Source organism: bacterium SCSIO 12741 (assembly GCA_024398055.1).
Taxonomy (GTDB): Bacteria; Bacteroidota; Bacteroidia; order Flavobacteriales_G; family Salibacteraceae; genus SCSIO-12741.
Map to the genome: position 1 here is coordinate 2,215,409 of CP073749.1, position 12,897 is coordinate 2,228,305.

The 12,897-nt window shown below is 44.3% G+C and carries 11 protein-coding genes; 5 read left to right on the plus strand and 6 right to left on the minus strand.

Translation table 11 applies throughout. The annotated features are described in order from the left end of the window. Window positions 1-2 precede the first annotated feature (2 nt). Both KFE98_09295 and KFE98_09300 read right to left on the minus strand, forming a co-directional pair. Window positions 3-2,381: a hypothetical protein gene (locus KFE98_09295; GenBank protein UTW64313.1), complete on the minus strand. Its 2,379-nt coding sequence runs from the start codon at window positions 2,379-2,381 to the stop codon at window positions 3-5. Then, on the minus strand, window positions 2,378-3,478 hold the full coding sequence (locus tag KFE98_09300) for a PorV/PorQ family protein (protein UTW64314.1): 1,101 nt from the start codon (window positions 3,476-3,478) through the stop codon (window positions 2,378-2,380). The genes KFE98_09295 and KFE98_09300 overlap by 4 nt, the downstream gene beginning before the upstream one ends. Before the next feature lie 201 nt (window positions 3,479-3,679). Here KFE98_09300 and KFE98_09305 point away from each other — a divergent pair, with 201 nt between their 5' ends. After that, entirely contained in the window at window positions 3,680-4,537 is an 858-nt protein-coding gene (locus tag KFE98_09305; GenBank protein UTW64315.1) for a CDP-alcohol phosphatidyltransferase family protein, read from the plus strand. Here the strand turns inward: KFE98_09305 and KFE98_09310 are convergent. Continuing rightward, the gene (locus KFE98_09310) at window positions 4,524-5,789 is read right to left on the minus strand and encodes a metallophosphoesterase family protein (protein UTW64316.1); all 1,266 of its coding nucleotides are present in this window, start codon (window positions 5,787-5,789) and stop codon (window positions 4,524-4,526) included. The two genes, KFE98_09305 and KFE98_09310, sit on opposite strands and share 14 nt — an antisense overlap. Before the next feature lie 12 nt (window positions 5,790-5,801). Here KFE98_09310 and KFE98_09315 point away from each other — a divergent pair, with 12 nt between their 5' ends. Beyond that, entirely contained in the window at window positions 5,802-6,629 is an 828-nt protein-coding gene (locus tag KFE98_09315) for a hypothetical protein (GenBank protein UTW64317.1), read from the plus strand. Window positions 6,630-6,698: 69 nt separating this feature from the next. Here KFE98_09315 and pth read toward each other — a convergent pair whose 3' ends face one another. The 3 genes from pth to KFE98_09330 are packed head-to-tail and all read right to left on the minus strand — an operon-like array spanning window position 6,699 to window position 8,833. After that, on the minus strand, window positions 6,699-7,262 hold the full coding sequence (gene pth / locus KFE98_09320) for an aminoacyl-tRNA hydrolase (protein UTW64318.1): 564 nt from the start codon (window positions 7,260-7,262) through the stop codon (window positions 6,699-6,701). A gap of 12 nt (window positions 7,263-7,274) precedes the next feature. Then, on the minus strand, window positions 7,275-7,889 hold the full coding sequence (locus KFE98_09325; protein UTW64319.1) for a 50S ribosomal protein L25: 615 nt from the start codon (window positions 7,887-7,889) through the stop codon (window positions 7,275-7,277). 11 nt (window positions 7,890-7,900) lie between these two features. Next, the gene (locus tag KFE98_09330) at window positions 7,901-8,833 is read right to left on the minus strand and encodes a ribose-phosphate pyrophosphokinase (protein ID UTW64320.1); all 933 of its coding nucleotides are present in this window, start codon (window positions 8,831-8,833) and stop codon (window positions 7,901-7,903) included. A 185-nt stretch (window positions 8,834-9,018) separates the two neighbouring features. Here KFE98_09330 and KFE98_09335 point away from each other — a divergent pair, with 185 nt between their 5' ends. The 3 genes from KFE98_09335 (at window position 9,019) to kbl (ending at window position 12,893) form a co-directional block, all read left to right on the plus strand. Then, complete coding sequence (locus tag KFE98_09335; GenBank protein UTW64321.1) at window positions 9,019-9,990, plus strand: PKD domain-containing protein; 972 nt, start codon at window positions 9,019-9,021, stop codon at window positions 9,988-9,990. 102 nt (window positions 9,991-10,092) lie between these two features. Beyond that, the gene (gdhA, locus tag KFE98_09340; GenBank protein UTW64322.1) at window positions 10,093-11,448 is read left to right on the plus strand and encodes an NADP-specific glutamate dehydrogenase; all 1,356 of its coding nucleotides are present in this window, start codon (window positions 10,093-10,095) and stop codon (window positions 11,446-11,448) included. Between the two features lie 257 nt (window positions 11,449-11,705). Further along, on the plus strand, window positions 11,706-12,893 hold the full coding sequence (gene kbl / locus KFE98_09345) for a glycine C-acetyltransferase (protein UTW64323.1): 1,188 nt from the start codon (window positions 11,706-11,708) through the stop codon (window positions 12,891-12,893). Window positions 12,894-12,897: the final 4 nt, after the last annotated feature.

Below are 12,897 nucleotides of genomic sequence, written 5' to 3' on the forward strand. Positions count from 1 at the left end.
TATTACATCCTGGCGTTCAATGGCAAAGTCAGGTACTTCATGTGGATAGAGCTCCAGAGAGGGATCCCATGAAGGGTGATTTCCATGCAGGTACGGTTACTTCGGTCATTGATGTCTGAGGAAGTATTCTGAATCTGGCGGATGGTTTTTTGCATGTGCTCTCCGATAGATCCACCGTAGTTGTCTCGGGTTAATTCCTGGTAAAAGGACTGACTCCACCGATCCAGGTTGTAGGGAAATCCGAGGGAAGTGGAGGCAATAAAGGCAATGGCTCCAGCCCGTGGTGCCAATACCCATCTTTCATTGATGGTAAGCGAGTTTTCATTGGGGAGGTGGTAGTCTCCCACATTACACGAATTGGCAATGAACAAAGGATACTTACCCCGGTTTTCATAGTCCTCGGGATTTCCCAGGTTCACGCCCAGTTGCCCTCCGGAGCCATGTCCAAAGAAGGAAAGCAGAGTTACCCCATCATTGATCAATATCCGTAACGAATCAAACTCCTGATCCTGAACCGACCCTGAAATGAAGCGTTGAAAATTGAAGATTTTACCCGATTGACTTACCCTTTCCCAATCGTTTTGGTAGTTCTTCAAGTAGGCTTTAAAGGTGCTTTGCTGAGATTCATTTTCTCCACCAGCTACATGGATTCCTCTTTTCTTCCAGTTCTCTTCTGCAATTCCAGGATCCTTCCATTGAGCCGCTTGCTCAAATTCCTTGATCTTGTTTAGGTAATCCAGTACTTGATTGTTGTCCACCGCTGCCAGTCGGCCTACCGGGATGGAAGGCGTATAATCGTTGCCCTTCATGGAAGAGGTAAACAGGTTGTCAGAAGCTGGAAATCCAATGGTTGGAACTTTGTTTTTGGCGCGATTCACATTTGATTTTCGCGTTTGAACTTCCTTCACCGATTTTCCGATCAAGAAGAGGTAGGAAGGAGGCTTGCTCCATACTTGGTTTGTGAAGGCCACAAAATTACGCACCGCCGCTGGGTGTTTTTGAATTCCATAGCTAAACTGATCGTATAATTCCTCTACTAGTTCCAAGGAAGTTTGCATGCCTTGCGACTGCCTGTAGCTTGCGTACTGATTGGCACTTGAATACAATCCGGAGTGAGTAACAATCAAAAAAGCCGAATCGGGTGATAGACTTTGGTAGTCAGTGAAATATCCTTTTCCTCTCCGGTAATTGGACAAGGGCTGTAGCTCAACTACATCCTGAATGGTATTGTCGGGAGCCAGAAAACAGTTTCGTTCATTTCCCGGAGGTAGGAGCATCTCAATTTGATTTCCTGTTTTTACGATCAAACTTCTAACTCCTTTCTCCAGATCATACACGTAGGACGAACTGTGGTTGTAATTGGTGAACCTTACATAGGTTGTATCCACATTTTGAGGAAGTCGGAAAGGAAAGGTACTTTCTCCACCCAGCGAAGGGGAGTGGGCAAATTTGAAATAAATGTAACCCAGGGCCTGAGAATTGGGCAGGCTTGGATCTATTCGTGGACTCTCCAGCTGAATCCAAACATCGTTGGCCATGTTGGTTGCCGGCACTTTGAAGTTATGTCGGAGCATGACATAACCCGTATACATCGTGTCCTTCACCAGGTTCAGAGTAGAAAGCGTTCTTCCATAATGCAGCCTGAGGTGGTGATTCGGGATTACCGCAGGATTATTTGTTCCCAAGGTAACTATGCGTGCTGTAGCATCTGGAGAAATAGCCGTAGTTAAGGCATTTCGAGTGGTAATGTAGATCGAATACGTGGTCGTTCTGGGAGGGTAAATCCATCCTTCACCAGGACCGTAAAGCGGACTCGATACACCTGATGCATCCTTATGCCCTTGGTTGTAACTGGTGGTGCTTAAACGGGTGGCCTCTTTCCAAACATAGGTAGCAGCGGTCTTTCCGGTAAAGTGAGTATTTGTTTCGGTTTGAAACCGCATGTTGGTCAATTGCGAATTCCAGGTTAGGTAATACCACTGGGTATCGTTAATTAAGCTGTAGTAAGGATTGGGCTGTGCCTGCGGGTTAATGTACAAGCTGGTATCGAACCAACCATCATTTCCCTCTCCATAGAACAAGAGTTCGTCTCCCGGATCGAATCGGCCGTCAGATTCCCCGTCGATGTAGATGAACTGCTCTTCTCCACGAACAAAGAGCTGAAGGTTTCTAGGATCGATGCTGGACAGAGAAACGCCCATGTCTGCCATCCCGTCGTTGAGAGTTTGGTAGTCAATGCGGTGAATTCCCTGGCTGCTAACCGGTATTTTTAGGTATTGCTGCTGGAAGTCAATCCAGTCGTTTACGCGGTTCTGGGCCAGGCCATGAAAAGAAAACAGGGTTAGAAAAAAACAGAAGGAAACTGTTACCCAACGGATCATTTTTCCGGTTTATTCAAGTCGATTTTTAGGGAGAATACATTGGAGTACAATGCAGCGGATTGATCACCAATGTCTGTCAGAGCGTAATCAATCGTCACCCCTTTCAAGCTCAGTCCGATTCCCGCACTGGGCATAAAAGTAGTCACTTTGTGGTCTCCAACTTCTGCTTTGGTCTGTTGGAAATTTCCAACGCCACCACGTAGATAAACCAGGCGGTCATAGGATACTTCTAAACCAAAATAGGGGTCAATACTTAAAGGATCTCCTTGAATTAAGGTATTCCGCTGACCATCGAAAGTCAGGTCAAAATTCAGTTCAGGTAATACGTGAAATTTTTCTTTGATGGTAAACTCTCTGGCTACACCTAAAATCAAACGGGGCAAGGTGATTTCGAGTCCGTTTTCAGGTAATTCATTGTTGGTTTGCTGAAACACTTCCTTCATTCGGTCAGACAGGCTGTAGCTCCAGGAGTTAAAGGTAGAAGTAGCATCGCGCAGCAAGGCTCCAAATTTCCAGTTCTTCTTTTCGTAGCGCCCACCGATATCCAGGCCAAAACCCCAGGATTGGGCAAAGTCTCCAATTTTCCGGTAAATCACCTTGGCGCTTCCACCAATCGATAATCCTTCAATATTGGTGTTTCTGGCATAAGAAATTAAGAAGGCATTGTCTATGGCCGAAAAGGAAGTGATCCGGTCGTAATTTACATTTCCGTCGTTGTCGATTAGCTCCGTGGTGTTAGGAATATCATCTACTCCAAAGCGGATATACGAAAGAGCCAAGGCTGATTTGTCGTCCAATTTTAAACCGAAGGAGGCGTAGTCGTATTTCGCAATTCCGGCAAAATATTCCGAGTGCATCAAGCCAATGGAGTAATCTTTCTCCATTTGAGTGAGTCCTCCTGGGTTCCAGTAACCGGCCGTTACGTCATTTACCGAGGCAACAGTGGCCTTGGCCATGGCCATAGAACGGGCGCCAACACCAATCGATAGGAAGGCATTCGAGTACTTTCTTGATTGCGCCTGAGAAGAATGGCCGGCTAATAGCCCAATCAGTACTGCAAAAATGGTTTTATAGCAAAAGGATTTTATCCGATTCATGACTACGCTGCTAAGATACCGTAAATGGCCCTTTAACTCAAATGTGCCGCGAAAATTGTAATTAATTCCTGATCGGCCTAATTTAATCGTTTCAAAGGTTGGCTTTTCGACCTTTGAACGGAGTCTTGGCACAAAGATTAACGGATTTTATCTCCCGATTCGTACTGCCCGGAATATATTTGTCGTCTTAAGTAGGATCCTATGGTGGTTATTCGCTTTATTCCCAATTTGTTTACGCTGACCAATCTTTTTTTGGGTGCGCTTGGTATTGTCCTCTGTTTTGAACAGCAGCTGGCTTGGGCAGGTGTGATGATTTTTATCGCATCGGTGTTTGATTTTCTGGATGGATTCGTGGCTAGGGCCTTAAATGCTCAGTCTGAATTGGGAAAACAATTGGACTCCATTGCTGATATGGTCACTTTTGGAGTACTTCCCGGAATGATCTTGTATAACCTGATTTTGGCCTCCATGGGTTGTTACTTTACGCCCTTTGACGAACGTTCGCTGGATCAGCACATTCTGTCATTATCTGCGTTCTTATTGCCCCTGTTTGCGGGATTGAGGTTGGCCAAGTTTAATATTGACGACCGTCAGACGGATTCTTTCATTGGAGTGCCTACACCGGCCATGGCCATTTTTTTTGGCTCTCTGCCCGCCGTGTTTTACTGGCAGCTACACATGAACATTTATGTGCCTTTAAACGATTACGCCTTGGCCAGCATGACTAAAATGCTGCACTTGGACGGATTCGACTTAGCTATGATATCACTGGTTCAATCCACTCCCTTTTTGGTAGCTTGTGGTGTGGTATTCGCTCTATTGATGGTTCTTCCACTTTCGGTTATTTCTTTAAAGGTGAAAGGCCTTGGATGGGCTGGAAATGAATGGCGATATACCTTCATTGGAGGTGCCTTGTTAATTATAGCGCTCTCCTTTATTCAGGAATTACGCGGCGTTCACTTTGACTTTTGGCCGCACATCAACTGGTTTTGTATCCCGCTCATTATCGTAGAACTTCTGGTGCTCTCCGGAATCAAGACCGTGTTTAATCGGAATTAAGGGTAAGGGTGAAATTTCCAGGTTCCCAGAGAACCACGCCTTTGGGCAAGCTAAATCGATTTTCTGGAGATACAGGTTCGCAACCTTGGGATTCTTCAATCTTTACGGTTCTTACTTCCAAAGATTCCGGACCAACGATCATCCACCTGAACTGCAAAAAACTATCAATACCCCGTGTCCAGGAGTAAGCTTTGATTTTGCTCCGGGTAAGGGCCCAGGTTCCTTCTCCAACATAGATAGTTCCATCCTCATCGGCTCGTACCATGCCATGATCAGCAGAGGGGTCTTTTGAGGGCTTCATGGGCCAGGTGCTTTTAACCACATGAGCATCACATTCCACTACCAGGTTTACATGGTATTGATAAAAGAGACCTGCCCAGTTGTTGTAAATGTCGGGACGTAGTTTTTTGCGTTCGTGGTGTGGAAACATGGGTTGGTGGTATTGTACAATGCGCCACGTCTGTTTGCCTTCGTTTTTCTTGAGTTCCTTGTTCAACCAGTCAGTTTGGTCGCCTTCTATGGAAATCAAAGTGTTTAGGGTGTAAATCTGAGCCAGTTTGCCGCCTAAAGTCAGGTTGTAATATCCCTTGGCCGATGAAATATCGAATAGGTTGACCAACACTTCATCCGAATCTTCGTGATTTCCCCTGGCGGGAACCAAAGGAGTGATTTTACCATCCTTGGTAAAGGAATGTTGCCAGTCATCAAACCAGGCTTGCCACTGTCCGTCACTGTCTCGAAGCGTAAAGTCACCACCGAATAACACCAGATGAGGTTGGATTTTGGCTACCATAGAGTTGGTCTTAATTCTCGGGTCAATGGCCTGATTTCCGATTCCTGATCCTCGGGCATCACCTCCAGCCACGATGGAAAGTTTTTGAGAGGGTTTGTTCGGTAAGGTTTCAAAACGAAATCGTTGACTTACGCCTTCACTATCTCGAATGACGAAGTAGTAATGAGTTTGTGGTTTCAATCCTTTGAGACGAACGAAATGATTGTTCATTCCTTTGTATTCGATGGTTTTGTCGGCAGCCTGGGAATGGGGATAGTCCTTCCAATTTTGGCCAAAATCTTCTGTGCCGTAGTAGAGTTTAGCATCCAAGCCAGAAACTTGTTGCCATCCTACGACCATCGAGGTGGCCGGATTATCTCGGATCACCAGGCGGTAGCGATCTGTCTTTCCATTTAGGTTTATGCTCAGGCAAAAGGTGAGAACCAGTAAAAAAGTATATTTCGGTCTCAATGTGCTCATAACTTCAAGTTGTTGAAAGTCCAAATTAAAGAATCTGATCATTTGTTGCCTCGGTTTTGGGTGGGGCTTTTCACCTTGGGATTTAGTTTACTACTTTTTGTGGAGCAGCCGGAGTTTTCCAATTTGCTATACGAATTGCCTGAATCCTGGGCAGAAGCAATTTTGGGAACACTCCTTCCTTCGGGTGCTGAACTCTATGAATTTGATAAATGGGTGACCGTGGTTGTGATCCTATTGAATTTGCTCACCCTTATTCCCAAAGGCAAAAAATTGGACCGGGCATTTCTTTGGGTCGGTTGGGTAGGCGTATTTCTCTTCTACCTGGTAAAAGCGCAGAGTCTGAGTTACAATTTAGGGGTATGGATGGAAGGTTTACTGATGATTTCTTGTTTGCCTATTGTTTGGTTAGCTTGGAGCAATCGCACGAAACTGGGACTCAAGGTGGGGTTGATTTTGGCCACATTAACCTTCGCTGGTCATGGACTTTTTGCTTTGAATTGGTATCCCAGGCCAGGTATTTTCATTGATATGGTCATTCGGGCATTTCATTGCAGCGAAAGTTCGGCCGAACTTTTTTTAATGGTTATTGGAGTATTGGACTTGTCGCTGATATTTCTGGTTGCTTTTAAAAAGACTCGGAAATACGCTTTGTGGTATATGGTTATCTGGGGACTCCTTACCGCTTTGGCCAGACCCCTATTCAATTTTGACCCTCAATTCGCTTCGGCCACACTCGCCCAATGGATACCCGAAGCCCTGATCAGAGCACCGCACTTTTTAATACCACTTTGGCTTTTGAATTCTGATTCCGATGGTTATCGGAAGAATTTCGAATGTTGAATTCTGAAATGGTGTTTCTCAATATTCCGAATTGAGAATTCAAGATTCAAGATTGGAGATTGATCCTGTTCACTTGCCGTTGAACTCAGACATGGTTCGGTCAATTCCAATAGAAGCGAAGGAAGTAATGGCCTGGGAAGCCAATTCAATTCTTTCCTTCAGGGTTTTATTCTCCTCCTCTGTCCATTCACCCAATACATAATCCACTTGGCGTCCTTTGGCGAATTGGTTGCCTACACCGAATCGGAGTCTGGGATATTGGGTCGTTTGAATCAGACTTTGGATGCTTTTAAGTCCGTTGTGTCCACCATCAGAGCCTTTGCCACGCATTCGGATGCGGCCAAAATCGATGGCGAGGTCATCAGTGACTACTAAGATTCTGTCAGCGGGGATTTTTTCCTTCTCCATCCAGTAGCGAACGGCTTTGCCACTCAGATTCATGAAGGTAGTTGGTTTGATTAAGACCAAGGTGCGTCCGCGGTGTTTTACTTCAGCGCGATCTGCATATCGGTCAGGGCTAAAAAAAGTATTGGACGCCCCAGCAAGAGCATCCAATACCTTAAAACCTATATTATGACGAGTATTTACATAGTCAGAACCGGGGTTGCCCAATCCTGCAATCAAATACTTCATAGTAAGCTATTTTTATGCTTCAGCACCTTCAGCAGGAGCGGCAGCTTCAGCACCTTCTTCTTCGTCATCTCCAGTATCCACAGCACCACGAGCGGTTTTGATGAATACTACATAACTGTCTGCAGGATCTTTGAAAGTCAATCCATCAACAGCCAACTCAGAAACGCGCTTTCCTTGGTTGATACGCATTTTAGAAATGTCGATAGTGATGTAGTCAGGCATGTTTTCAACTTTACCTTGAACTGACACTTTACGACGGTTCAAACGAAGCTTACCACCATTCAATACACCAGGAGCAGTTCCTTCTAGTTGAACAGGAAGCGACAAAGTCACTTCTTGACCTTCTTTAGGACAGAAGAAATCAGCGTGGATTACTTCATCCGTTACTGGGTGAAACTGAATATCTTTCAAAAAGACGTCAAGCTTTTGGTCGTCAATTGTCATGTTTACCACGTATACATTAGGAGTATAAACGAGGTTTTTGAATTGACGGGCATCAATGGCGAAGTGAATGGGCTCGTTAGCTCCATATACCACACAGGGTACCATTCCCTCTTTTCTCAGCTCCTTCGCGCTCTTGGATCCCGTCGCATTGCGGGCACTCCCGCTCATTGAAATAGATTTCATTTTGCTTTTGTTTAAATCAAAAAATGAGAACTAATAGACTTTTTATGGATCACGTTATCGATCACATCCCTGAATAGATCGGCTACCGAAAGTACTTTGATTTTCGGGTGATCTTGTTTCAGTGGAATCGTATCGGTAACGATCAATTCTTCTAAACTTGAATTACTCAACCGCTCGTAAGCAGGGCCGGAAAGCACCGGGTGAGTAATTACGGCTCTAACGGAATTAGCTCCGTGATCGAGCATCATGTCAGCTGCCTTGGTCAAGGTTCCTGCCGTATCGATGATGTCATCCACCAATACAACATCTTTTCCTTTCACATCACCAATCACAGTCATGTCGGCAACTTCGTTGGCTTTCTTACGCTGCTTGTAGCAAATGGCCAAGCCACAGTCCAAGAACTTGGCGTAAGAGTTAGCCCGTTTGGTTCCTCCTGTATCTGGTGCCGCCATAATCAAGTTAGGTAGATTAAGCGATCTCAAATAAGGAAGGAAAATAGATGAAGCATACAAGTGATCAACAGGTACTTCAAAGAAGCCTTGAATTTGATCAGCGTGTAAGTCCATGGTCATAATTCGGGTGATCCCCGCTGCAGAAAGCATATTGGTTACTAACTTGGAACCAATGGCTACTCTTGGTTTGTCCTTTCTGTCCTGACGTGCAAATCCCAAATAAGGAACTACGGCAACAATTTCCTTTGCCGATGCGCGCTTGGCAGCATCCACCATCAGGAGAAGCTCCATTAGGTTGTCAGTAGGTGGGAAAGTAGACTGAATAATAAATACAGTATCGCCCCGAACAGTCTCTTCGTAAAAGGGAGAAAATTCCCCATCCGAAAAGTGCTGAACAGTTACTTTACCCAATTCAACTCCGTAGGCAGAAGCAATCTTCTCGCCTAAACTGCGTGAAGCAGTACCTGAAAATATTTTTACATGCGACGGCATACCCTCCAAAAAATGGGGTGCAAATTTAATTAAATAATCTATTAAAAGCCAAATAATTGGATTATGATTCCAGGGTGTCTCAAAATTCGACTTTTTGGCGGCAAGTTTATGGAAATCATGGTCTTAGTAGAGCGGCGAATCACGTGGGCATAAAATTACTATTTTTACAGCCGTAACTGACGTCGATGCAGAAGATGAAGATTCGTGTTTCAGGGATACTATTATTGACGGTATTAGCGCTGCTTGGTTGTAAGCAAAAGCCACCCCTGGTCACTTTTGAGTATGAAACCCGTAATGGGGGAATTGTTGTATTTACCAATACCACTGCCGGAATTGTAGATGAGTTGGAGTGGGATTTTGATGATGGTACCGAGAATTCGAAGGAAACTAATCCGATTCACCGGTATGTTAAAGCAGGTAAATACGAAGTGATATTAACCGCTCAAAATGCAGGTGGAGCATCTACGCATTCCGAAATCATTGAAGTGGTTGCAGGAACCCAAGAAAATTTGGATGATCATCCACAGTTCTCCGATGCTCATGGTTACTACTACGCTCGTAATACCTTGGAATATTTACCATCAATTCCAACCGTATATACCAATATTAGAGGTAGTGCTTTAGCGGCCCTTTATGATTCTTCCAACTTTTTGGTAGAAGTAGGTATTGTTTCTTGCAATGCTAAGGAGCTTGAACTTAACCCTGATAACAGTTATTCCTATCATTCAGAAGATTCATCCTGGTACTTCTATAATGGAGAGGTATTATGGAGGTCAGACGGTGGTAATGGTTATCCAGCCGTGGTAGAAAATCTTCCGGGAAGCTTTCCTGAACTTCAAGGAATCGTGCCTTCGGGTGACCTTACTTTAGGTAAAGACTCCACTTATATCCTCAAAACAGCTAAGCAGATTAATCCAGCGGATTCGGTGCTTTGGCTAATTCAGGATTTGAACGGAAATAATATTGCTTCCAAAACTACCCCGGGTGGAGTAGCCGGTGTGGTGTTTGATTGGGAGGATGGTATCATGAATATCAGGCAGAGAGGAACCTATATAACCAAAGTGGTAGCCTATTCGTATATCCGAAATGTATACAACTTTAAGGTGGTCTATTTTACCAAAGAATCTTTTACCGAAGGTGAGTTTAAGGTTATATAGTAAGCTCCTGAAAACGAACTCGAACGACTTTTAATCATGCGGTGTTTACGATAGGTAAATTGTCTATTTTTGCGCCGCTTTTTTTATAATTAACACATAACAATGTCAGACAACAAGTATTCAGCCGCTATTGATGCATTCATGCAATCGGTTGAAGCCCGAAATGGAAATGAGCCGGAATTTTTGCAGGCTGTTCAAGAAGTAGCAGAAACTGTGATCCCATTCATTGAAGAAAATCCGGTTTATAAGGAAGCAAAAATTTTGGATCGCATGGTCGAGCCCGAGCGTGTTATTCAATTTCGCGTGCCTTGGACAGATGACAACGGAGAGGTTCAAGTTAACCGTGGATTCCGTATTGAAATGAATTCAGCTATTGGTCCTTACAAAGGTGGTCTTCGTTTTCACCCAAGTGTAAACCAAAGTATCTTGAAATTCTTGGCCTTTGAGCAAGTGTTCAAAAACAGCCTGACTACCCTTCCTATGGGTGGTGGTAAAGGTGGATCTGATTTTGATCCAAAAGGAAAGTCAGACAATGAAGTTATGCGCTTTTGCCAGAGCTTCATGACTGAGCTTAGCCGTCACATTGGACCCAACACTGACGTTCCTGCGGGTGACATTGGTGTAGGTGGTCGTGAGATTGGATTCCTATTCGGACAGTACAAGAGAATTAGAAATGAATTTACCGGTGTATTAACTGGTAAAGGCATGGGCTGGGGAGGTTCTTTGATCCGTCCAGAAGCTACTGGATACGGAAACGTATACTTCGCTCAGGAAATGTTGAAAACCCAAAAAGACAGCTTCAAAGGAAAGACAGTTGTTATTTCTGGTTCTGGTAATGTTGCTCAATACGCCCTTGAAAAGGCTATTCACTTAGGAGCTAAAGTGGTTACCGTTTCTGATTCATCAGGTTACGTTTACCGCGAAACCGGATTCCACTCTGAGCACTTGGCTGCCATTATGGAGTTGAAAAATGTGAAGCGTGGTCGAGTAAAAGAATTGTGCAATCAATTTAGCGATGTAGAATTCTTCGAAGGTCAAAAGCCTTGGGGAGTTAAATGTGATATCGCATTGCCATGTGCTACTCAAAACGAATTGAACGGTGATGATGCTCAATCTCTTTTGGATAACGGATGTATCTGTGTTTCTGAAGGAGCTAACATGCCTTCTACACCAGAAGCCATTGAGAAATTCCACACAGCGCGCATCTTGTTCGCTCCTGGAAAAGCGTCTAACGCTGGTGGTGTTGCCACATCAGGATTGGAAATGTCTCAAAACTCTTTGCGCTTGAGCTGGACCCGTGAAGAAGTAGATCAAAAACTTCAGGGAATTATGGTTTCTATCCACAAAGCTTGTGAGCATTACGGTAGAGACGGAGAGTTTGTTGACTACGTGAAAGGAGCCAACGTTGCTGGTTTCGTAAAAGTAGCCGACGCTATGCTTGATCAAGGCGTAGTTTAATAGGATATACTTTAACCTATATATTGGAAAGCCCTATAGCATTATGCTGTAGGGCTTTTTTTATTCCCTTTAACCTCATCTCCACCTCATCCGGATTTGCAATCCGGATGTTGGAGCTGCGGATTTGAAATCCGCGACTCTTCCTTTCGGATTGCAAATCCGAAAGAGGTGCATTATTCTCTAAAACTTACCTCCACCAACCAGCCCTGCAATATCCCTGAAAATTTATCTTTGATTCCTCATTTAAAACAACTGCTATGTACGGATCGATGAAAGACTTTTTGAGTAAGGAGCTTGCGGAAATTGAAAAAGCCGGATTGTTTAAACACGAGCGGATCATAACTACCCCTCAGGATGCTGTTATTAAAGTATCTACCGGAGAAGAGGTGTTGAATTTCTGTTCAAACAATTACCTGGGCCTTTCCTCGCATCCCCAAGTTTTGGAAGCAGCCAAAAACGCTCTGGATACGCATGGGTATGGAATGTCATCTGTACGTTTCATTTGCGGTACTCAGGATATTCATAAGCAGTTGGAGGAGAAGATCTCCAATTTCCTGGGACAAGAGGATACCATTCTTTATGCGGCTTGTTTCGATGCCAATGGCGGTGTTTTTGAGCCCCTCTTGACAGCTGAAGATGCAATCATTTCTGATTCCTTGAATCACGCTTCCATCATCGATGGTGTTCGTTTGTGTAAGGCACAACGCTTCCGTTATAGCAACAACGATATGGCCGATTTAGAAGCTCAGCTTCAAAAGGCTGCCGGAGCCCGTTTCAAGGTGATCGTTACAGACGGTGTTTTCTCCATGGACGGATATGTAGCCCAATTGGATAAAATCTGCGATTTGGCTGAGCAATACGATGCTTTGGTCATGGTGGATGAGAGTCACGCTACCGGATTTATTGGAAAAACAGGTCGAGGTACGATCGAGTTGAAAAATGTGATGGATCGGGTAGACATCGTTACCAGTACTTTAGGTAAGGCCCTTGGTGGTGCCATGGGTGGATTTACTTCTGGTAAAAAAGAAATTATCGAAATGCTACGTCAGCGTTCTCGCCCTTATTTGTTTTCAAACTCCTTGGCGCCTTCCATCGTTGGAGCGGCTTCTGCGGTATTCGACATTCTGAGCGAAACCACTGAGCTAAGAGATAAGTTGGAATCTAACATCAACTACTTCAAGGAAAACATTCGTTCAGCAGGATTTGATATTAAAGATGGAGATAGCGCCATTGTACCCATTATGCTTTACGATGCGGCTCTGTCACAGCAATTTGCCAATAAGTTGTTGGATGAAGGGATTTATGTGATCGGATTTTTCTATCCCGTGGTGCCTAAGGAACAAGCTCGTATTCGGGTTCAGCTTTCGGCAGCTCACGAAAAGGAGCATTTGGACAAAGCGATTGCAGCATTCACCAAGATAGGTAAGGAGTTGGGAGTTATATAATCCC